We start from the raw sequence: 21048 nt of genomic DNA, 5'->3' as shown, positions 1-21048 counted from the left end.
CTGAATCACGTTACTTCTTGGCGGGCGCGTCGTGGAGCTTGCGCTTGTCTATGACGCGGACAGCCTTGCCTTCACTTCTTGTGATGGACTTGGGTGATACAAGGTGAACCTTGGGATTTATGCCGAGCATGGTCTTGATAGCGAGAGCGAGAGCGCGTTCCTGATCCTGCATATCCTTAACCTTGTCCGAGAACTGTTCGGGCTTCATCTCGACGCTGATGTCGAGGGTGTCGCTGTTGTTGACGCGGTCGACCTCGATGATGTAGTTGGGAGCGTAGCCCTCAGCGATGAGTACGGTCTCTATCTGCGACGGGAATACGTTTACGCCGCGGATTATCATCATGTCGTCGCTTCTGCCCATGGGCTTGGTCATCTTGACGAGTGTGCGTCCGCACGAGCACTTGCCCCTGCTGAGCACGCAGAGGTCGCGTGTGCGGTATCTGAGAAGCGGGAATGCTTCCTTGGTGATGCTTGTGAATACGAGCTCGCCGACCTCACCGTCGGGGAGCACCTCGCCCGTATCGGGGTCGATTATTTCGGGGATGAAGTTATCCTCGTTGATGTGCATACCTTTCTGCTCCGAGCACTCGAAGGCAACACCGGGACCGCTTGTCTCGGTGAGACCGTAGATGTCATATGCTTTTATGCCGAGTGACGTTTCGATAGTCTGACGCATTTCCTCAGTCCAGGGCTCGGCACCGAAGATACCCGCCTTGAGCTTGAGATCATCGGGAGATATGCCCATTTCAGCGATTGTCTCGCCGATATACGCCGCATATGAAGGCGTACAGCAGAGTATAGTAGCTCCGAGGTCCTGCATGAACTGTATCTGTCTGTCGGTATTTCCCGATGACATAGGCAGAGTCAGACAGCCGACCTTATGTGAGCCTCCGTTGATACCTGCACCGCCCGTGAACAGACCGAATCCGTAAGCGACCTGAACGACATCTTCATTGGTGCCGCCCGCCGCAGTTATAGCTCTTGCAACGCAGTTGTCCCACATATCAATGTCGTTCTGCGTATAGAATGCTACAACGCGCTTTCCCGTGGTACCGCTCGTTGAGTGAATGCGCACGCAGTCCTTCAGCGGAACTGCGAGCAGACCGTAAGGGTAACCGTCGCGCAGGTCGGCTTTGCTGATGAAAGGAAGCTTGTGCAGATCGTCGACGCTCTTGATATCCTCGGGCTTGACGCCTTTCTTATCCATGAGGTCGCGGTAGTACTTCACGTTGTCATACACGTGCTTGACTTGCTTTACGAGGCGTTCGCTCTGAAGAGCCTTCATGTCCTCGCGGGGCATCGTTTCGATGTCCTTGTCCCAATACTTTTCCATTGGACTTCATACTCCTTGTTAATTAAGATATTATGCATATCCAGAGATGTTTGGATCATTATGATATATACAAGGTATCAGTTTCCCGTACCCTCGTATTCGATGATGTTGCTGACGCGCACATAGGTGCCGTTGATATATGCGACGAGGTAGACCGTGTGCTTGCCCTCGCTGCCCTTTATCCACTGATATGACGTATCAAGGCTGAGTTCAGCCGCACCCGTGCGCGGATTTTCAGCCGACCGTCTGAGTACCTGGACCCCGTCAAGCTCTATATGCCAAGTAAGGCTTTGGAATCCGTCGTGTTCGTCGCGAGTGATAGTGCCGTCGTCGTTTCGGGTGAGGTGGAATGTCTCCACGACCTCGACCTCGTCCTCGCGCTTTTGTCTGTAGGAGAGGTAATCGAAGGGCTTACCGTCGACGGTCACGTCTGCGGCGCAGTTTTTGAAGGTAATAGATGTCTCTCTGCCGATAATGGCGCCGTAGTCATCACTGCCTCCCGATACTCTGCCCTGCACGCGGACATTCGTCCAGGTAGTCGTGAAGTATATCTCACCGCCTGCGATACCCGTACAAGCCGTGCCGCTTACGTCGGCATTCGTGAAGCTGATATCGTGCATCACCACGTCTGTACCATAGCCGATGAAGCCGCAGTCCTCATAGTCAAGCGCGATCTTCATACCGTTTATGTTATGACCTTTGCCGTCGACCTCGCCCGAGAATCGGTGATCGCCCGCGTTACTCCAGCCTATCGGCATCCAGTCGTAGCCCGTGAGGTCGATATCGTCCTCGAGAGTGATATTTACGGGAGCTCCGTCCTTGTTGATGCCGTTTACGTAGTAGACGGCAGAGGCAAGCTCTTCTGCTGTAGAAACGTGGAAATCGGGAGCATTGTCCTTAGCCCACTGCTTGTCGGCGAGCTCCATGATACTGCCCGTATCCCATTCGCGTTCCCAGTCGGTCTCGTATGCGGTCGCGTTGGCATCATAGGCGTATTTTGAAACGTCAAAGCCCCATGCGCCGTACCACTGATATGCGTCGGCGAGCAGGTAAACTCCCTGCTTGTCTATGTATGCGGAGACCTTACTGCCGTCGGTATCGAGCTTGAAGCCTTCTACAGTGTCGTAGGACTGTTCGTCCTCGTTATAGTAAAGCATCACGAGGTTTTTCTCGGGGATCCCGCGGAGCTGCTCCTTGTCGTAGACGAAGCACAGCTCGGGGTCGGTCACGGATTCATCGTAGGTTATCTCTATCGGCGGACCGACAAGTCCGACCACTCCGCTGGAGATGTAATCCACACCGTATAAGTCGTCAACGTTCGCGTGTCTCTTGATATTGCCGTCGCACAGACCCGAAAAGCGTATCTTGACTACCTCGGGTCTCTCGTCGTTGACGAGGGTCTTGGAGCAGGTCTGACGTTCCTCATAGCTGTTCGGGAGGTCGCTCTCCGAGTCGGCGGACGTCGTATCCGCCGCAGTTTCCTCGGTCGAGGGCTCCTCGTAGTATTCTATCATATCGGACTGGAATGGTCCGCAGGCTGTAAGAGAAGCCGCCAACGTCAGCGACAGGATAAATGCGCCAAATCGTTTCATAGCAATCCCCCCAAGAATTGATATTTCTGATTTGGAATCAGCTCAGACCGATTTTGCGTTGAGTCCGAGCTCGAAAGCCTTCTTGTTGAGTTCGAGGAACTTAGCGGGTACGCGGTCCTCGATAGCCTTCTGCCAGAGCTCCATGGGATAGTCCATGCGAGCTGCGAGGACGCCCATAAGTACAACATTTGAAGCCTTTGCCGTACCTGCCTGCTCTGCGAGAGAGAGGGCGTCTACCGCTACGAGCTCCGCGCCCGCAGCTCTGAGCTTGCCGACGAGGTCCTCGGGGTATTCAGCCGCGCCCGTGATGACGGGCATGGGGTCTATCTGCTGTGTGGAGGTGATGAGATGACCGCCCTTTTTGAGGTAGGGGAGACACCTTGCCGCCTCGAGCAGCTCGAAGGAGATAACAGCGTCAGCCTCGCCCTTCTCTATAATGGGCGAGTATACCTTATCGCCGTACTTTACGTATGTAACTACCGAGCCGCCGCGCTGGCTCATGCCGTGGACCTCGCTGACCTTTACGTCATAGCCCTGTGCGAGAAGCACGTCGCCGAGCAGTCTTGAAGCGAGCAGTGAACCCTGTCCGCCTACGCCGACTATCATGATTGATTTCGTTTCCATTTATATTACTCCTTTGATGTTATTTCGTATGAAGCATTTGCAGCTCTTCGTCCACGAAGCCTGCCGCAACGCCCTTGCTGTCTGTGAGGATATGTCCGTACTTGCCGTTTTTCAGGTACTCATCTATCATCTCGCAGAAGAGTTCCTGAGCGTGTTCCCGTCCCGTATCGTCCTCGTCGGAGGTATCGACGGTGAAGATGTTTTCCTCGCAGCTCCATATCTCCTCGCACGCCCATTCGCCCTCTTCGTCGTCTGGGTCGAATCGGTCGGATGCGATGAGCTGTGCCGCGTAGAGGTGTTCCTCGTCGGACTCCTCATAGAGGTTGAAGCAGAAAGCCGCTGCATCCTCGGGCATATCGTTATTTTCGAGGAGGTCGTCCAGCCAGTGGGCGAATTCCTCGTATATCGGTAGTTGTAGCATTTTCTTACCTCATTTTTTGTATCTGAAAAATTCGAGCTTGGAGCACGTCGGACATTCGTAGATGCTCACAGGAAGTGCTATCCAGCCTGTGCGTCCGAGCTGTATACGTTCTGTACTAATGTATTTCATTTCTATATTGCAGTACGGGCAGTTGATTTTTCTTATTTTCATGTTTACTCCTTATATGCGGAACGCCGAGGGCGGCGTTCCCTACTCTATAGCGCCATCTTGCACTGCTCCTTGCAGATGCCGCAGGCGGGGAGCCCCCGCAGGCAGCTTGGCTGCGGCTGTTTCATACAGTTTATTCGATGGCTCCGACCTTGCACTGCTCCTTGCATATGCCGCAGCCTACGCACTGAGTATGGTCGATGACAGCCTTGCCGTCTCTCATCGAGATAGCGGGACATCCGAGTTTCATGCACATCTTGCAGCCCACGCACTTTTCGGTGTTTACCTTGAAAGGCGGGTTGTGCTTGACGTACTTGAGCAGAGCGCACGGTCTGCGTGAGATGATAACGGAAGCCTCGTCAGCAGCGAGCTCCTCCTTTATCGCCGCCTCTGTCTCGGCGAGCTTGTACGGGTCTGTCACGCGCACGCGCTTGATACCGATAGCCTTGCAGAGCTCTTCGAGGTTTACAGCCGCAGCAGGGTCGCCCTTGAGGTTCTTGCCTGTTGTCGGGTTCTGCTGATGACCTGTCATGCCTGTGATTGAGTTGTCGAGTATGATAACAGTTGAATTTGAGTTGTTGTAAGCGATATTTACAAGCCCCGTCATACCGCTGTGCATGAAGGTGGAATCACCGATAACAGCAACGGTCTTGTGTTCGGACTCAGCTCCGCGAGCCTTGTTGAAGCCGTGGAGTCCCGAAATGGAAGCTCCCATACAGATAGTGGTGTCGATAGCGTTGAGCGGTGCTGCGGCTCCGAGAGTATAGCAGCCGATATCGCCCGAAACGGTAACGCCGAGCTTCTTGAGGCAGTAGAACAGTCCGCGGTGAGGACATCCGGGGCACATTACGGGCGGACGGACAGGGATATTGTCCTCGAGAGCCGAGAATTCCTTCTTTTCGCCGAGGAGCTTCTCGGCGATGACGGACTGCGGGAGCTCGCCTATGTAGCCGAATATCTCCTTGCCCTTTACGTTTGTGACGCCGATGTTGCGGCAGTGTGCCTCGATGATGCCGTCGAGCTCCTCGATGACGTACACCTGCTCGTACTTAGCAGCGAAGTCCTGTATCAGCTTCTCGGGGAGGGGGTTCACCATGCCGAGCTTCAGCACGGAAGCCTTCTCGCCGAGAGCCTCCTTGACGTACTGATAAGCGGCACCGTTAGTGATAACGCCGAATTCAGCCTTGTCGGATATCTCGACCCTGTTGAGGGGAGTTGTCTCAGCGTACTCGATGAGTTTCTTTGTGCGCTCCTCGACGAAAACGTGTCTGCCCTTTGCGAAAGCGGGCATCATAACGAATTTCTGCGGTGTCTTCACGTAGGGTTTGAGCTCAAGCTCCTGTCTGTCCTCTATCTCGACAATGCTCTGGGAATGAGCAACGCGGGTAGACATTCTCACGATGAACGGAGCATCGAACTGCTCGGAGAGCTCGAATGCGAGCTTGACGAATTCCTTGCACTCGGTCGAATCCGAGGGTTCGAGCATGGGCACCTTTGAAGCTATAGCGTGGTGGCGGCTGTCCTGCTCGTTCTGAGAGGAGTGCATACCCTGGTCGTCGGCAACGGCGATGACCATTCCCGCATTAACGCCCGTATATCCCGCGGTATAGAGCGGGTCAGCGGCAACGTTGAGTCCGACGTGCTTCATTCCGCAGAAGCTCCTTGCGCCCGCGATAGAAGCGCCCAGAGCAGTTTCCATTGCGACCTTCTCGTTGGGAGCCCACTCCGCGTATACCTCGTCGTACTTAGCGACCTCCTCGGTTATCTCGGTGGAGGGGGTACCGGGGTAGCTTGATACTACCTTACATCCGGCTTCGTACAATCCCCTTGCAAAGGCTTCATTTCCAAGCATGAGTTTCTTCATTTTATGTATTTCCTTTCGTGTTGAAAATATATGATATGCGGCTGACAGCAATTGTTGTCAGCCATTAGCTTTTAGCCGTTAGCCATTAGCTTGCGGTGTCCGCTGACGCGGACGATTTTTTAAATCATATCGCCGCAAGGCGATACCATAAGCTAAAGGCTAAGGGCTAACGGCTAACGGCTTTAATATTCACTGTCAGCCATTTAATCACGCATTATGAATTTTTTCTGAGCCACTTCGCGACGCCGTCCTCGGAGTTGGTGCCTATCACGATATCCGCCGCGTTCTTGAGCTCCTCCTTGGCGTTGCCGACGGCTATTTTCACGTCAGCCGCCTCGAACAGGCTGAGGTCATTGAGGTTGTCTCCGAAAGCGACAACTTTGTCAAAGCCGTATTTGTCACGCAGAAAGCGAATGCCGTTCGCCTTTGAGGCTTTGTCGGAGAACACCTCAAGGTACCACTCACCGTTGTACACATCGAGGTAGAATGCGTGGCTGACGCCATTTATCTGCTCTATCTCGCATTTCAGCGGATACAGGTCATCGTGCGGACCTGTAGTCGTGAAATAGACGGTATCGCCGTTTGCGAAGTCTGCAAGACGCGGCACCTGTACGAACGGCTTCTTGTATTCGTGCTTTCTGACCTCTGCGAAGCTCCGCATCACCTTTGTGGTGAGCTCGGAGTAATAGCAGGTCAGCCACTCGCCGTCGATACGGTACATAAAGCAGCGTATGCCGTGCCTCTCGAAGGCGGCGAGCACCTCTGCCGAAGCTTCGGTAGATATGTACTCGCTTTTTATGTAGCTTCGCGCCGCGATGTCGTATACGCTCACGCCGTTCATCAGCAGGCAGGGGACATTTATATCCAGCGCCGAGGTTATCGGCAGAGCAGAATAAATGCTTCTTGCGGTGGCAAAAGTGAAGTGCATACCTCTTGCGATGAGGGAGTTGATGACCTCCGCAGTATGCTTCGTTATCGCAGGCTCTGGACTTAAAAGGGTTCCGTCAAGGTCGGATACATACAGCGTTTTCATTTTCTATTCTCCTTCGGCGCATAGTTAGACACAATAATAGTATATCACAGTTTTATAAAAAAATAAAGAAATAAATGCTTCCTCTCCCGAGATTCGTTATTATACACGAATATCCCCGTTCATTCATGTGTATACTGCCCAAACCGAGCAGCGTGCTCAGCTTTGCACCATTTACAAAAAAAATGCGCAGATATTGCGCTAATAGTGTAAAATGCCAAATTTATCCCCGCCTATTGACTTGTTTCTGCTCGTATCGTATAATATTATCGGTGAAAGTCGATTCACCGCAAGCTGAAGAGTAAAAGCGAGTTCGTTAAGTGCCTGTCGGACGGGGAGTTGTCGGCAGGACGAAGGTGTCATACCGCGGTTCGCGCTTTGCATCCCGCTTCATAGGACAACTTACAAGAGGTACGCCTCCTTTTCTTGTCGTATGATGTGGAAAAGGAGGTTTTTTATGTATACTACAAAAGCAAAAAATTCGCCCGTGAACAACCTCAAGCTGTTCGGGAACGTCCGCGTGCTCATCATCGCGGCATTTCTCACCGCCCTCAGCGGTGCTGTCGGCAAGGTGTTCTCCATTGACGTCATGCCCTTCGCGAGAATAGGCATCGAGAATCTGCCGATCGTCATGGCGGGTATATGGTTCGGTCCATTTGTCGGCGGAGCAGTAGGTCTCGGAGCAGACCTGTTCGGCTGTCTGCTCAAGGGCTATCCGCCCAACCCCGTGACAACCGTAGGATTCATCAGCATCGGCGTTGTTTCGGGGATAGTGTCGATGTATATGTTCAAGAACAACAAGACGCTTGCTGTTGTTCTCGCTGACCTTGCGGGACACATCGCAGGTTCAATGGTTATCAAGACTATCGGGCTGTATTACCTCTTTGGCGGACAGTACCCGATAGCGATAATGTTCGCATGGCGGATCCCTCTGTATATAGGCATAGTAGCCGTTGAATCCTTCCTCATCGCCGTTATTATGAAAAACGAGGCGTTCTCACGCTGCCTCGACAGGATATGCAACCATGGAAAGATACGTTCAAACGCTTGAATACCTGAAGACCGCCGCTAAGAGAGGCAGCAAGCTCGGGCTCGAACGCATTACCGAGCTCTGTCGGCTCCTCGGCGACCCGCAGAACGAAACAAAGATAATACACGTGGCAGGAACCAACGGAAAAGGCTCGTTTTCGGCTATGCTCAGCCATATTCTCCGCGCATCGGGATATGTTGTGGGCACCTTTTCCTCGCCTGCGCTCACGGGCGTAACAGACAGTTTCCGAATAAACTGCCGCGAAATATCCCTCAACGTCCTTGACTGGGTGATGTGTGACGTCATCCCTGCGGCTGAGTCCATGGACGACAAGCCCACCGAATTCGAGGTGCTCACCGCCGCGGCATACGAGCTCTTCCGCCGCGTGGACTGCAATGTTGCGATAATCGAGTGCGGAATGGGCGGAGATACCGATTCCACGAACGTTGTGGAGTCGCCGCTGCTCTCCGTCATCACCAATGTAGCCCTCGACCACACAGCCTTCCTCGGCGAGACAGTCCGCGACATCGCGCGTCATAAGGCAGGCATCATCAAGGAGGGTAGACCTGTCCTCTACGGCGGCACCGACCTTGACGCATTCGAGGTCATAACTGTGGCTGCTTTTGAAAAGAATGCCCCTCTCAGCGTCACCGACCACTTTCGCACACTCGGCACGTCCACTGGCATAAACGGCACAGAGGTCGAGTTTGACGGATTCGGCAAGGCGCGCGTACCGCTTATCGGTACATACCAGATATACAATATCGCAAACGTCCTCACGGCTGTGGAGCTTCTTCGCCGTGAGGGACTGGATATCCCTGACGAAGCCATCCGCAGAGGTCTTTCCGAGACCAAATGGCACGGCAGATTCGAGCTCCTGAGCTCCGACCCCGTTGTCATATTCGACGGCGCACACAATCCCGACGGCATACGTCAGGCGGCGGCGAGCATCTGCCAATGCTTCGGCGGCGGAAAGGTTGCTCTGCTTGTCGGCGTGATGGCGGACAAGGAGTACGGGCTCTATCCGTCGATACTCGGACAGTACGTCAGCCGCGCATTTACAGTCAAGCCCGATAATCCGCGCGCTCTCGAGAGCAGCGTCCTTGCCCGAGAATTCACGCGTGCGGGCATAGAGGCGCAGAGCTTCACCGACTTCGGCGAAGGTGTCAGGGCGGCTTACTCCTATGCAAAGGAGAGCGGACTGCCGCTGATAGCGCTCGGCTCGCTCTATATGTACAGCGAGTTCTGCGAGGAGCTGGGCAAAATCGGAGTACAGTGACCCCGCTGCAAAATAATTGCAAATTATCGGCTGTTTTGTTTACAAATGCCGACTTTTATGGTATCATAGAAAAAAAGAAACAAAACGGAGGACAAAATGGCTTCGGCAAACAGAAAAAGCGCTCTCTTCAAGGTCATAGCGCTCCTTGAAGCGATGATAATACTCTTTATGGCAGTCGTTTTTGTCGGTTTTATATTCATTCGCGGCGGAAAGGATGCAGTACCGGCTGCCGAGCAGGACCCCGAGGTACGCACTCGTCCGGTCATAGAAAAAGAGGAGACCTACTACCAGCTCGACGGCAAAAAGATACTCATGCACGATACTACGCTCGGCGAGGTGTTCGTGCCTGTATACAGCGATGTGCCCGTCAGCGACATTGACACCGATAAGATAGTCACCCGCAACGGCTACTCCTTCTACATGGAGGGAGATACGGTCAAGTCGGTCACGGGTGTTGACATTTCCGAGCATCAGGGCGAGATAGACTGGGGCAAGGTCAAGGGCGCGGGTATTGACTTCGCGATGATACGCGCAGGATACCGCACTTATGGCGGCGGAGTAGTCACCATGGACGAGAGCTTCACCGACAACCTCGAAAAAGCTCACGCCGCAGGTATCGACACGGGAGTGTACTTCTTCTCTCAGGCGACCACCACCGACGAGGCTATCGAGGAGGCTGACGCTGTTCTTGATGCGATATCGGGCTATGAAATAAAGTATCCCGTTGTATACGACTGGGAGCTCATTTTTGACGACCACGCCCGCACAGATGACGTCGGCGTAGAAACGCTTGCTGACTGTTGCATCGCGTTCTGCGAGCGCGTCAGGTCGGCAGGATATACTCCGATGATATATCAGAACAAGTCCACCGCGATGCACAAGCTTGACCTGCCGCGGCTGAAGGACTACGACTTCTGGCTCGCTGAGTACGGCGACAAGCCTACATATTATTACAAGTACGACATCTGGCAGTATTCGAGCGACGGCACAGTTCCTGGAATAAACGGCAGAGTCGACCTCAACATCTGCTTCCGCGACTATTCGGGGACAGAGCAAACAGCTTCGGAAGATGGAGCAACGTAACAAACAGCCCGAGAATATTACATCTCGGGCTGTTTTTCTATACTGCTTCGCTTTTTCCGATGCTGAGCGCGAGCGCCGAGGCGAGAAAGAGCATCCCGATGACGAGACAATAGGCTGCCGACAGTCTGACGTGGGTATCCGAGAGGAGCATATATGTCCCCGCGAACAGCATATTCACGAGCATCCCTCCGAACAGGAAAAGACAGCTCATAAGGAGACTTTTTTTGCGCCCTACGGTGAGAAAAAGCACGAGAAGGGCGATATCCGCGCCCTGCAATGCAACAGTCAGGACCGAGAAGAACACAGCGAAGCAGAACGTTATCGCAGGGACGGTGTCGCTGCCGCGTTCGCGGGTCATGAGCGAGATTATCAGCGATGCTCCCGACGGTATCAGAGTGAGGAACATCAGCACACCGAGAGCAGTCCCCGCATATCCGACAAACCTGTTGACAGTAGTTTTCATTATATCTCCCCCTTTGCAAGTATTATACCCCAATCCGCAGCGTGTATAAAGATTGAAAATGTCACTACAGCAGTGACATTTGTCACTGCTTATAACATAGGAGAAGCCCTTGCGGAAGGAGTTTCTGAGCGATGAGCTTGTTTGCTGAAGATTATTTTTGTAAAACAACAGACAAAATCAGAAAAAATATGAAACCCCTTGACTTTTTTTTAGAGAAATTGTATAATAGAAATGCAGAGGCAGTGGGAGCTGAGGCTTGCTGCTGCACGTTCGGCATATAATACAATAGGAGTGATGTACAATGGGTCTTCTCGATAAGATCGGTGACGCGAGCAAGGGCTTGACTGATAAGACCAAAAGTATCTCTGAGGCAAATAATCTGAAGAGAAAGATACTGTACGAGGAGGAGCGTATCGTTGAGATATTTACCGATATCGGTAAGAAATACTACAAGAATCCCAACGAGGATCCCGCTAACCTCAAGGTGCTTTGCGATGACATTGATACAAGACGCAGAAGAATAAAGAAGATGAGATTCGAGCTCAACGGCATCAGAGGCTACAAGATCTGCCCCAAGTGTGACGCTGAGGTCAACGAGCGCTTCCAGTTCTGCGGACGCTGCGGAGCAAGACTTCCCGACATGGAGGACGATGATTTCATGTCGCTCGAGCCCAACGATTATTATACAGAGAGCAGCAATCAGTTCTTTAATGCAGATTCTAACCAGAATTACTAATACCAATTGGACTGTTGCACACAGGTGCAGCAGTCCTTTCTTTTTATAATTATGAGATTTTTAGACCTTTTTTTACTGCTTGTATTCTACAATCTTGTCCCTTTGTGGACAACGTTCACGGGCGTGCCTGTGGCTGCGAGAGTGGTGTTTACCGTCGTCATCAGCATAGTCTACCTTGTCATTCTGCTGCGCGGCGAGAAAACGCCGCTTAAAAGCTTCCGTATGAGGTCGCTGCGGCGCGGACTCAGCCTCACGTGGCTGACGGGAGCCTCGATACTCTGCGAATGGCTGATAATCGCAGTCTATATCATCCTCACACCGTGCGGAGCTGTTGCTAAGGCGTTCTCGGTGGTGATGCCTGTACTGGCGGTGCTGCTGACGTTCATAGTAGCGGTCGTGCGGACAGCTATCGGTTCAAAGCAGATGAAACTGCTTGATTATCTGCTGCTGTTCATTTTCTGGTGGCTGTTCCCGCTGAACCTCGTTTTGCTCGCCCACTTCTTCAGAAAGGCGCGCCGCGAATACTGGTTCGAGGCGGACAAGGCGGAGCTTGACATATCCCGTGCGGAGAACGAGATATGCAGGACGAAGTACCCGATAGTCATGGTACACGGTATATTCTTCCGCGACTGGCAGTTTTTCAACTACTGGGGCAGAGTCCCCGCGGAGCTCAAACGCAACGGCGCATTGGTCTACTACGGCAATCAGCAGTCGGCGCGCTCGGTACACGACAGCGCAGTGGAGCTGAAAGCCGCTATAATGCAGGTCATTGAGGAGACGGGCGCAGAGAAGGTAAACATCATTGCTCACTCAAAGGGCGGGCTCGACTCGCGCTATGCGATAAGCTGCCTCGGCATGGATAAGTACGTGGCGACGCTCACGACCGTAAATACGCCGCACAATGGCTGTGACATGGTGGATTTTCTGCTCGGGAAGGTGCCGGGGAAGATAGCTGACGGCATTGCCCGAAAGTATGACAGGATATTCGGCAGGCTCGGAGACAGCCGTCCCGATTTTATGGCAGGCGTGCGCGACCTCAGCGCCGTGCGGATGCAGTCGCTGAACAAGGAGATGCCTGATTCTCCCGCAGTCTCGTACAGGAGCTGTATGTCGGTGATGAAGTGCTTTTTGTCGGCGGGATTCCCGCTGTGCATCAGCTATCTCATCATCAAGAAGCTCAACGGACGCAATGACGGTCTCGTATGGGAGGAGAGCGCTAAGCACGGCCGTTTCCGACTTGTGGACACGAAACATATCCGCGGCATCAGCCACGGCGACGTCATCGACCTCATGCGCGAGAATATCGAGGATTACGACGTCCGCGAGTTCTACACGGGTCTCGTCGCGGAGCTGAAGAGAGAAGGGTATTAAAAGCGGAGCTCCTACATGAGCTGACGCGCTATCTTTCGGCATAAAAAATACGCGGGTATGCACAGCACGAACCACAGCAGACTGAACAGGGGACAGACCTGCCCAAGCACATTCAGCGGGATATCCGAATAATCCCACACCTGCCAGCCCATGATGATATTGTCGAATACTCCGACAGCAAACTCTATCGCCGTTATCGCGATAGTCCCGAGCAGACAGGTTCGTATCAGCGAGGTCGCAGGCCTGCTGCTCAGAGTATAAATGACCGCGAGAACTATCCCGCCCGTAATACACATTGTCCAGTGAGTATAGCCTCTTCCTGCAACCTCAATAAAAGCATACAGAAAGAATCCCATTAAAAACACAAAAGCATAGCGCGAAAGCTTCATAATACACCTCTTTACGGATAGTATTTGCAGCCGCGCCCTGATTATACATTATACATTTAGGAGTGAATATATGAGAAAAAGCTGCATAATAATGCATATATCAAGCCTTCCGTCCGAGTACGGCATCGGCAAAATGGGGCGCCACGCCTTTGCCTTTGTCGACTTCCTGAAAAGCGCGGGCGTGAAATGTTGGCAGATACTTCCGCTCTCGCCGACAAGCTACGGCGACTCGCCATACCAGTCATTCTCTGTGAACGCGGGCAACCCCTATTTCATCGACTTCGAGGTGCTTGAGGGCGACGGACTGCTCGAAAAGCATGAGTATTCGAGCTTTACGTGGGAGAGCGAGCCTGACAAGGTCGACTACAGTCTCATCTACGAGAACTGCTTCAAGGTGCTGAAGATAGCGTATTCTCGCTTCAAGCCGTCGAAATTCCCCGAGTACAAGCGTTTCTGCGACGAGAACAAGGAATGGCTCGACGAGTACGCGCTCTTCATGGCACTCAAATCGAAGAACGGCGGCAAGGCGTGGTACGATTGGGACCCCGACCTTGCAATGCATAAAGGCAAGGAAGTCACCGCCGCGAAAAAGGAACTCAAAACCGAGATAGGCTTCTACAGGTTTATGCAGTATGAGTTCGCGCGTCAGTGGTCGGAGCTGAAAAGATACGCCAACGACAGCGGGATAGAGATAGTCGGTGATATACCGATATACTGCGCTCTTGACAGCGTCGAGGCGTGGGCGGACCACAAGCTCTTCTGGTTTGACCGCAAGCGCCGTCCCGTATGCGTGGCAGGCTGTCCTCCCGACGAGTTTTCACCGACGGGACAGCTGTGGGGCAACCCGCTCTACGACTGGGACTATCACAGGAAAACGGGCTATAAATGGTGGATAGGACGAATAAAGTCCGCCGCGGAGCTCTACGACATCGTGCGCATCGACCACTTCCGCGGCTTTGAGAGCTACTACACCATTCCCTACGGCAGCGAGGACGCGACAGTCGGCGAATGGAAAAAGGGCCCCAATCACGAGCTGTTCAGGCTCGCGGAGGAGGAGCTCGGCAGGCTGAACATCATAGCCGAGGACCTCGGCTTCCTCACTCCCGAGGTACACGAAATGCTCAATAAATGCGGCTATCCTGGGATGAAGGTATTGCAGTTCGGATTCTCGGACGGCGAGAACGATTATCTCCCGCACAATTTCACGACGACCAACTGCTTCGCGTACACGGGCACTCACGACAACGAGACCCTCAACGGCTGGGTGGAGTCGCTTGACAAGAAGTCGCTGAAATTCGCGAAAAGATACCTCAATGTGCGAAAGAAGAGCGAGATACCAATGGCTGTCGTTCGCGCAGCATGGGGCAGTGTTGCGATGGTGGCGTGTGCGCAGATGCAGGACTTCCTCAACAGCCCGAGCAGCGACCGTATGAACACGCCCTCTACTCTCGGCGGCAACTGGCAGTTCCGCACAAAGGAGACTGACTTTACACCTGAGCTTGCAAAGAAGATAAAGAAACTGAATAGGATGTATAACAGGTGAAAAAAATAATTCTAACACTTACAGCGGCAGTCATGCTTACAGGCTGTACTGCTAAAAATACTGAAACACCTGAAAAATCAGAGCCAACAGCAGTTACGGTCAATGCCGAAACCGAAACAACTGCAAATAAAGAAGCATTGATAATAACTGCTGCCGAGAATACAATTCACGCTGAGACAGTTACCGAAGCTGTCACTGAGACATCAGCGGTCAGCGAAGAAGAATATGAGAGCGAACTGCATACCTCTCACATAGAGAACGTACCGATTGAGGAGCAGGCAGCTCTTGACAAGCTTCGTACAAAGTACGGCAAAGATTTCACTTTCATATGCAGAGATGTTCAGTGGGAGTTCATCGGCGTGCCGATACCCGAAAAGAAACCCACGACCTATACGCTTGAGGATGATGAGGGCAGACGTTTTTTAGCTTTCGGAACAGAGGACAGCGATGAGATAACCAGCGATAACTATACTTTCCCCTTGTACAAGGATGATCTTTTCGATCATACGAGGGACTATATCCGCAGCTATACTCAGGCTGGCAAGCTGTGGATACTGACTCCGTATAAGACCTGGCTGTCCTTTGAGGCACCTGCCGAAATGACGTATGAGGAGTTCTTTTCTTACTTCTGCCAGCAGGAGGGCAAGATCTTTGCAGACATACTCCTTCCCGAGGGAACGGAGCTGCCTGAGGAGCTGACGTCCTTTGACGGTCTGAACAGCATATATCTTGATGGCTTCGGATGCCCTGTCAATCTCGGAGTATACTATCTGCCGCAGAGTGATTATGACAAACTTGAAGATGTGACATACGGCGATATAGGCATCGACCGTGATCATCTGAAAGGCGCAAACGCAGAGATAAGAGTATCTTGATCAGAAAAACTGACTTCCGTGAGAAGTAAATGAATAATGGAGGAAAATGATGGATAAGAAAGTGTTTATGGAAAAATTCACTGGCAGACTGCCCAAGGATATCAAGTCCGCGACGCCCCAGCAGCTCCACAACGCGCTCGGCGAGACGGTCATGGAGCTCTATTCTGACAGGTGGAGCGTAGCACGCGAGGAGCACCTCAGCAAGCGCCGTGCCGCCTACCTTTCAATGGAGTTCCTCGTGGGGCGTGCGGTGTTCAATAATCTGCTCTGCCTCGGCATATACGACGAGGTCAATGACGCGTTCAAGGAGCTCGGGCTCGATCTTGCCGACCTCGAAGTAATTGAGGACGCCGCTCTCGGAAACGGCGGTCTCGGACGTCTTGCGGCGTGCTTCCTCGACTCGGCAGCAACTCTCGGTCTGCCTCTTGACGGCTACGGTATACGCTACAAGTACGGACTTTTCAAGCAGTCTATAGTTGACGGCTTCCAGCGCGAGGATATCGACGACTGGACGAAATACGGCGACCCGTGGTCACGCCGCTGTGACGAGGATACCCTCCTCATAGAATACAGCGGCCAGACCGTCAAGGCAGTGCCCTATGATATGCCGATTTTCGGCTGCCGCACCGAGAACGTGGGGACGCTGCGCCTGTGGCAGGCAGAGCCCGTCAAGGAGTTCGACTTTGACACCTTCAACAAGCAGGACTACCTTGAAGCCTCGAAAGAGAAGATATACGCGGAGGACATCTCGCGTGTGCTCTATCCCAACGACGACACCAACGAGGGCAAGAAGCTTCGTCTGAAGCAGCAGTATTTCTTCAGCTGTGCGTCACTGACGGACATTCTCCGCAAGCACAAGGCTCGCTTCGGAACACTCGACAACCTCGCGGACTACATTTCCGTGCAGCTCAATGATACTCACCCCGTCATCTCGATACCCGAACTTATACGCCAGCTCGTCGACAACGAGGGCTGGACGTTTGAAAAAGCTCTATCCACAGCCAAGAAGGTGTTCAACTACACCAACCACACCGTTATGCAGGAGGCTCTTGAAAAGTGGTGGACAGGACTTGTCGAGGAAGTGCTCCCGCGTATATACGAGATAATCATACAGATAAATGAAGAGCTCATCGCTGAGATGTACGCAAACGGCGTACAGAAGGACAAGACGAACCGCATAAAGATAATCAAGGGCGAGCTCATCCACATGGCGGATATGGCTTGCTATGCGTCGAGCCACATCAACGGCGTCGCGGAGATACACACGCAGATACTGCGCGATTCCGTACTCGCAGACTGGTACAGCCTTTACCCTGAGCGCTTCCGCAACGAGACGAACGGCATAACACAGCGCCGCTGGCTCGCGCTGTGCAACAAAGAGCTGTCGTCACTTATCACCGAAAAGATAGGCGACGGCTGGCTGACAGACCTCTCGCAGCTCCGCGAGCTGAGCAAGTACGCAGATGACAGCTCAGTCCTCGACAGCTTCATCAAGGTCAAGCAGACCAAGAAGCAGCAGCTCGCCGACTACATCAAGGCGCGCGAGGGCGTGGAAACAGACCCGAATTCCGTGTTCGACATACAGATAAAGCGCCTCCACGAGTACAAGCGCCAGCTTCTCAACGCCTTCTCTATCCTGTGGATATACTACGGCATCAAGGACGGCAGCATCACGAATTTCAAGCCCACCACCTTCATATTCGGCGCGAAGTCCGCACCTGGATATAAGCGTGCGAAGGCGATAATCAAGTATATCAACGAGATAGGGCGCATCGTGTCCACTGACCCCGATACCCGCGACCTCATCAAGGTCGTGTTCGTGCAGAATTACAATGTTTCTTATGCGGAGAAGCTCGTAGCGGCGGCTGATGTCTCCGAGCAGATATCCACCGCGGGCACTGAGGCGAGCGGCACGGGCAATATGAAGCTCATGCTCAACGGAGCAGTCACTCTCGGCACCTACGACGGCGCTAATATCGAGATAGTGCAGGAGGCAGGCGAGGAGAACAACTACATCTTCGGCGCGCGCGTTGAGGACCTCGCACGTATCGTCCCCGAGTACGACAGCCGCAGAGTATTTGCGGAGGACAAGATGATAAAGCGCGTGGTATCGTCACTTATTGACGGCACGGTGTCGGACGGCGGCAGCGGCGACTTCCGCGAGCTGTATATGTCTCTGCTTGACGGCGCGAGCTGGCACGCTCCCGACCACTACTATCTTCTCGGCGATATCCGCAGCTATGTAGAGACGAAGCTGCGCTGCATATCTGACTACGACAGCGACAGAGCTGCTTTCGCACGTAAGCAGTGGCTGAATATGTGCAATGCGGGCAAATTCAGTTCTGACAGAACTATAGCTGATTACGCGGAGAATATCTGGAATATCAAGTAAGACAAGAAGCCTGCATGGTCTGTACTCATACAGAAGCAATACGGAGTATTTATTGAGGGAAACCCTTTTGAAAAAGGGTTCTTCCTAAAACTTTCAATTTAAAATTTGCCCCTATGGGGTACTCTCCTGATACGAAAAGAGTTAGTCTTTCTTTTCAATGAGAGTCCCCCATAGGGGCAAAATTTTGACTAAAAGTCTTTGAAATGGGGGTTCTGGGGAAACCTTTCTTCAGAAAGGTTTCCCCGGATAAGTGTCCCGTATTGTTTTTGTATAGGTACAGCCCTTAGTAGGTGCCCTGTTGGATTTGCCGCTCGGCTTAGTTTGCAGGCAAACCTGATATGACCTTTGCGTCGAGCTTCTGGACAGCAAGAGCGTCATTTGCGGTTATCCCATCGCCGACGTTATAGCAGTCTGCATTCTTTTTCCCCGTCACGGAAAGCGCATACTTGTCCTTGTTGGCGATGAATTGCAGGATGGCGACTGCGTCTGAGACCGTAACTTTTTTGTCGCAGTTAGCGTCGCCTATGAGGAGTTTTTCCGTTATCTCAAATACTGCCGCGGTGTCGGGAATGGCAATTCCATTTGCGGAGATATCGCCCATAAGCTTCCATTCGTTACCGCTGTCCTGTAGGAATACGCGGATATCCTTGAGCTCATCGCCGCCGCCGACCCCGAAAATATCGAACGGAAGGCGGAATTCGACCGTGTCGTCCTGCCATTTGCACAGGCAGCCGTCATAGGAAGGCTTGTTGAAGTAGACAAAGCCGTTTGAGGCGTAGTAAAGCCAGAAATACTCGTTGTCGCTCGCACGGTGGAGCTGGATATTGAACACGGGAGCCTGTGCTTCGTTCGGCATTTTTGCCATGACGTAGAGGTACTCACCGTCTGCACGCACGGACATTTCAGTTTCGGTTTCAGAGTCGGCGACAACGTTTTCAGCAGTCCACTCGTTCGCGTGAGACACCGCACCGTCAACAGTAATGATATCTCGGTATGAGTACATTTTTGAGTTGGCACTGTCCCTGCATCCGACGACGCCGAAGCAGTTCCCCGAGGTCGGAGCGTCAGCCTTTTTCACGTCTATACAGCCGAGGAGGTTCGCTCCGAGCACGCCGTTCCAAGTGCCGTTGTTGGCAAACCTTACAGCCCCCTTGTCGGGAGCATCGGGAGTCGGCTCGTGACCGATATCAGCCTTGAAATAAACATTCCAGATACCCGTTTCAATATCGTCGGGGAGCTGTATGCTGAACGTATTCACTCTCTTGGTGCAAGAGCGCCATTCGCGGCAGTCGATATCAGTCCGCGCACAGAAGTACAAGCCGTCGCGCTCAAGTATCACGTAGGAGCGGCAGGGCGGGATAATGCCTGAAAAGCCTGTATTCTCGACCGTGAACCTCACGTCCGCAGTGCCGCCCTGCACTGTTTCCGAAGACAGCTCCGAGCTGCGGAGAACGAGCCTGTAGCCGAGGTGGTCGCGTATGAAATCGAAGGCAGACCTGCCGTAGTAAGCGGAGTTGGCAGCGCCCTCGACATCGCAGTCTGCTCCGAAGGTATAGTCCTTGTAGAGCTGAAAGATATTACTGTTTATGTAGCTGAGGTGGGTCTTGTACATTTCGGGGATAGCGTTCTCGGGGAGATAGGTGTCATACATCCGTGCAAATTCGAGGTCTCCCGAGAATTCACCGCCGAAGTAAGAGGTAAGGGTCTGCCGCCCGAGCCATTCCGTATCGGAAACGCGGTCGGCATATGTTCCGAGGTCGCTGTCGCTGCCCATATAGCCGTCGTCGTAGAGACCTATACGGCTGCGGTATCTCTGTATATCGGGACAGTATTTGCTCGAAGTCAGGCTGTCCACGAGCTCGCTGTCACTTATCTCCGACTGCTTTATACCTGCCCATTCAGCGAAGATATTCGGTGTTCTCACAGTTACGGGGACAGGTTCGGGCACTGCTTCGAGCAGCTTTTGCAGCAGCCTTGCCTTGTACTCGAGGGAGGTATACTTGCCGCCGTGCTGTTCGCCCCACTTGCCGACGAAGCCTGACTCCACGTAAACGAGCATATCGCCTGCTTTTCCGAAGAAATCGTGCTCGGCAAGCTGGTCGATGTGCGAGAGCAGCGCGTCAAAGCTTGCAGGCTCGGGATTGTCGGTACCGTTTGCATCATAGCGGAAGCGAACAGCTACGGTGCATCCGTTTTTGCGGCAGTTGTCGAAGGTCTGCTCCCACGATTTGAAAAAAGTTTCGTCGAGGGGGATATCCTTGCCCGCGGTATATGTACCGTCCTCGTTTTTCGTACCGTTCATGCCCGAAGAGAAAGCCCCGATGTCGATGAAGAACAGCACGAGCTTGGCAGAAGGCGAGTATACGGGAGTAGCCCCAGGCTTGCAGACTGCCCATATCGTATTCGTGTAGCCTGCCGCAGGATTGTTTATAGTTCCGACATATTCGGTGTAATCAAGTCCGCAGTCGGTGAGCGGCTGTGACTCGGCTGATGCAGAATATGGCAGCAGCGCCGCTGTAAATGCGGTGCAGAGCGCGAAGCCTGCCGCGCGATTTAAGACCTTCAGCATATCGTACCTCCCTCATTTTCCTTTTCGTTTCTCAAAGGCGTTTCAATTTTTGCCGTATGTAACATCATACATACAACAGAACTCACAAAGATTATATCACATTTTTCTCTTTTTTTCAAGGAATAAGCTCTTAGCCTGCCCCGCTGCTGTTTCGGAGCCGCAAGCCGAAAACATCTTTTTAAGGGATAGAAGCAGAAAAGGCACTTTCATATTATGAAAGTGCCTTTTCAAAAAGGTTAGGGCAATACCGCACAAAGCCTTCATGCGGGCTTTGTGCGGTGTTGCC

18 protein-coding genes and 1 riboswitch are annotated in these 21048 nt (G+C 52.8%); of the genes, 8 read left to right on the top strand and 10 right to left on the bottom strand.

Annotated features, from left to right (window positions below; genetic code table 11):
* Positions 1 to 10: 10 nt before the first annotated feature.
* The 7 genes from BMX22_RS07125 to BMX22_RS07100 form a co-directional block, all read right to left on the bottom strand.
* The gene (locus BMX22_RS07125) at positions 11 to 1333 is read right to left on the bottom strand and encodes a phenylacetate--CoA ligase family protein (protein WP_074741789.1); all 1323 of its coding nucleotides are present in this window, start codon (positions 1331 to 1333) and stop codon (positions 11 to 13) included.
* Positions 1334 to 1410: 77 nt separating this feature from the next.
* The gene (locus BMX22_RS07120; protein WP_074741788.1) at positions 1411 to 2925 is read right to left on the bottom strand and encodes a hypothetical protein; all 1515 of its coding nucleotides are present in this window, start codon (positions 2923 to 2925) and stop codon (positions 1411 to 1413) included.
* A gap of 42 nt (positions 2926 to 2967) precedes the next feature.
* Complete coding sequence (locus tag BMX22_RS07115; RefSeq protein WP_074741787.1) at positions 2968 to 3549, bottom strand: indolepyruvate oxidoreductase subunit beta; 582 nt, start codon at positions 3547 to 3549, stop codon at positions 2968 to 2970.
* 19 nt (positions 3550 to 3568) lie between these two features.
* Entirely contained in the window at positions 3569 to 3970 is a 402-nt protein-coding gene (locus tag BMX22_RS07110; RefSeq protein ID WP_074741786.1) for a hypothetical protein, read from the bottom strand.
* Positions 3971 to 3979: 9 nt separating this feature from the next.
* Positions 3980 to 4141: a hypothetical protein gene (locus tag BMX22_RS16405; RefSeq protein ID WP_177172982.1), complete on the bottom strand. Its 162-nt coding sequence runs from the start codon at positions 4139 to 4141 to the stop codon at positions 3980 to 3982.
* 130 nt (positions 4142 to 4271) lie between these two features.
* Positions 4272 to 6002 carry an indolepyruvate ferredoxin oxidoreductase subunit alpha gene (gene iorA, locus BMX22_RS07105; RefSeq protein ID WP_074741785.1) on the bottom strand — a complete coding sequence of 577 codons (1731 nt, stop codon included), beginning with the start codon at positions 6000 to 6002 and terminating at the stop codon, positions 4272 to 4274.
* Between the two features lie 214 nt (positions 6003 to 6216).
* The gene (locus tag BMX22_RS07100; protein ID WP_074741784.1) at positions 6217 to 7035 is read right to left on the bottom strand and encodes a Cof-type HAD-IIB family hydrolase; all 819 of its coding nucleotides are present in this window, start codon (positions 7033 to 7035) and stop codon (positions 6217 to 6219) included.
* A gap of 292 nt (positions 7036 to 7327) precedes the next feature.
* Positions 7328 to 7425: riboswitch (THF riboswitch) on the top strand.
* A gap of 64 nt (positions 7426 to 7489) precedes the next feature.
* On the opposite strand from BMX22_RS07100, the gene BMX22_RS07095 reads away from it, so the two are divergent.
* The 3 genes from BMX22_RS07095 (at position 7490) to BMX22_RS07085 (ending at position 10424) form a co-directional block, all read left to right on the top strand.
* Entirely contained in the window at positions 7490 to 8083 is a 594-nt protein-coding gene (locus BMX22_RS07095) for a folate family ECF transporter S component (RefSeq protein ID WP_074741783.1), read from the top strand.
* Complete coding sequence (locus tag BMX22_RS07090) at positions 8058 to 9341, top strand: bifunctional folylpolyglutamate synthase/dihydrofolate synthase (protein WP_074741782.1); 1284 nt, start codon at positions 8058 to 8060, stop codon at positions 9339 to 9341. The genes BMX22_RS07095 and BMX22_RS07090 overlap by 26 nt, the downstream gene beginning before the upstream one ends.
* 96 nt (positions 9342 to 9437) lie before the next feature.
* Entirely contained in the window at positions 9438 to 10424 is a 987-nt protein-coding gene (locus tag BMX22_RS07085) for a glycoside hydrolase family 25 protein (protein WP_074741781.1), read from the top strand.
* A gap of 37 nt (positions 10425 to 10461) precedes the next feature.
* Here the strand turns inward: BMX22_RS07085 and BMX22_RS07080 are convergent, their stop codons facing one another.
* On the bottom strand, positions 10462 to 10887 hold the full coding sequence (locus BMX22_RS07080; RefSeq protein ID WP_074741780.1) for a hypothetical protein: 426 nt from the start codon (positions 10885 to 10887) through the stop codon (positions 10462 to 10464).
* A 301-nt stretch (positions 10888 to 11188) separates the two neighbouring features.
* Here BMX22_RS07080 and BMX22_RS07075 point away from each other — a divergent pair, with 301 nt between their 5' ends.
* Positions 11189 to 11623 (top strand): zinc ribbon domain-containing protein, encoded by a 435-nt coding sequence (locus tag BMX22_RS07075; RefSeq protein ID WP_031562285.1) that lies wholly within the window; start codon positions 11189 to 11191, stop codon positions 11621 to 11623.
* A 129-nt stretch (positions 11624 to 11752) separates the two neighbouring features.
* Entirely contained in the window at positions 11753 to 12994 is a 1242-nt protein-coding gene (locus tag BMX22_RS07070; protein ID WP_207645875.1) for a triacylglycerol lipase, read from the top strand.
* Between the two features lie 11 nt (positions 12995 to 13005).
* Here BMX22_RS07070 and BMX22_RS07065 read toward each other — a convergent pair whose 3' ends face one another.
* Complete coding sequence (locus BMX22_RS07065; protein ID WP_074741779.1) at positions 13006 to 13383, bottom strand: putative ABC transporter permease; 378 nt, start codon at positions 13381 to 13383, stop codon at positions 13006 to 13008.
* 70 nt (positions 13384 to 13453) lie between these two features.
* Between BMX22_RS07065 and malQ the strand changes: the two genes are divergently transcribed.
* Genes malQ through BMX22_RS07050 form a run of 3 tightly spaced genes read left to right on the top strand, consistent with a single transcriptional unit; the run spans position 13454 to position 18193 of the window.
* Positions 13454 to 14926: a 4-alpha-glucanotransferase gene (gene malQ, locus BMX22_RS07060; RefSeq protein WP_074741778.1), complete on the top strand. Its 1473-nt coding sequence runs from the start codon at positions 13454 to 13456 to the stop codon at positions 14924 to 14926.
* Complete coding sequence (locus BMX22_RS07055; RefSeq protein WP_074741777.1) at positions 14923 to 15801, top strand: membrane lipoprotein lipid attachment site-containing protein; 879 nt, start codon at positions 14923 to 14925, stop codon at positions 15799 to 15801. Before malQ ends, BMX22_RS07055 begins: the two co-directional genes overlap by 4 nt.
* Positions 15802 to 15850: 49 nt before the next feature.
* A complete protein-coding gene (locus tag BMX22_RS07050; protein WP_074741776.1) occupies positions 15851 to 18193 on the top strand; it encodes a glycogen/starch/alpha-glucan phosphorylase in 2343 nt (780 codons plus the stop codon).
* A 316-nt stretch (positions 18194 to 18509) separates the two neighbouring features.
* On the opposite strand, the gene BMX22_RS07045 is transcribed toward BMX22_RS07050, so the two are convergent.
* Complete coding sequence (locus tag BMX22_RS07045) at positions 18510 to 20762, bottom strand: DUF4832 domain-containing protein (RefSeq protein ID WP_074741775.1); 2253 nt, start codon at positions 20760 to 20762, stop codon at positions 18510 to 18512.
* Positions 20763 to 21048 lie beyond the last annotated feature (286 nt).

The organism is Ruminococcus sp. YRD2003 (assembly GCA_900109435.1).
Classification (GTDB): domain Bacteria; phylum Bacillota; class Clostridia; order Oscillospirales; family Ruminococcaceae; genus Ruminococcus; species Ruminococcus flavefaciens_G.
The sequence above is the reverse complement of the archived record's forward strand: the minus strand, read 5'-3'. Positions and strand labels throughout refer to the sequence as shown.

Bases quoted from the DNA above. Each gene is read 5' to 3' on its own strand.
- BMX22_RS07125 (WP_074741789.1), bottom strand. From the start codon at position 1,333: ATGGAAAAGTATTGGGACAAGGACATCGAAACGATGCCCCGCGAGGAC.
- BMX22_RS07120 (WP_074741788.1), bottom strand. From the start codon at position 2,925: ATGAAACGATTTGGCGCATTTATCCTGTCGCTGACGTTGGCGGCTTCT.
- BMX22_RS07115 (WP_074741787.1), bottom strand. From the start codon at position 3,549: ATGGAAACGAAATCAATCATGATAGTCGGCGTAGGCGGACAGGGTTCA.
- BMX22_RS07110 (WP_074741786.1), bottom strand. From the start codon at position 3,970: ATGCTACAACTACCGATATACGAGGAATTCGCCCACTGGCTGGACGAC.
- BMX22_RS16405 (WP_177172982.1), bottom strand. From the start codon at position 4,141: ATGAAAATAAGAAAAATCAACTGCCCGTACTGCAATATAGAAATGAAA.
- iorA (WP_074741785.1), bottom strand. From the start codon at position 6,002: ATGAAGAAACTCATGCTTGGAAATGAAGCCTTTGCAAGGGGATTGTAC.
- BMX22_RS07100 (WP_074741784.1), bottom strand. From the start codon at position 7,035: ATGAAAACGCTGTATGTATCCGACCTTGACGGAACCCTTTTAAGTCCA.
- BMX22_RS07095 (WP_074741783.1), top strand. From the start codon at position 7,490: ATGTATACTACAAAAGCAAAAAATTCGCCCGTGAACAACCTCAAGCTG.
- BMX22_RS07090 (WP_074741782.1), top strand. From the start codon at position 8,058: ATGGAAAGATACGTTCAAACGCTTGAATACCTGAAGACCGCCGCTAAG.
- BMX22_RS07085 (WP_074741781.1), top strand. From the start codon at position 9,438: ATGGCTTCGGCAAACAGAAAAAGCGCTCTCTTCAAGGTCATAGCGCTC.
- BMX22_RS07080 (WP_074741780.1), bottom strand. From the start codon at position 10,887: ATGAAAACTACTGTCAACAGGTTTGTCGGATATGCGGGGACTGCTCTC.
- BMX22_RS07075 (WP_031562285.1), top strand. From the start codon at position 11,189: ATGGGTCTTCTCGATAAGATCGGTGACGCGAGCAAGGGCTTGACTGAT.
- BMX22_RS07065 (WP_074741779.1), bottom strand. From the start codon at position 13,383: ATGAAGCTTTCGCGCTATGCTTTTGTGTTTTTAATGGGATTCTTTCTG.
- malQ (WP_074741778.1), top strand. From the start codon at position 13,454: ATGAGAAAAAGCTGCATAATAATGCATATATCAAGCCTTCCGTCCGAG.
- BMX22_RS07050 (WP_074741776.1), top strand. From the start codon at position 15,851: ATGGATAAGAAAGTGTTTATGGAAAAATTCACTGGCAGACTGCCCAAG.
- BMX22_RS07045 (WP_074741775.1), bottom strand. From the start codon at position 20,762: ATGCTGAAGGTCTTAAATCGCGCGGCAGGCTTCGCGCTCTGCACCGCA.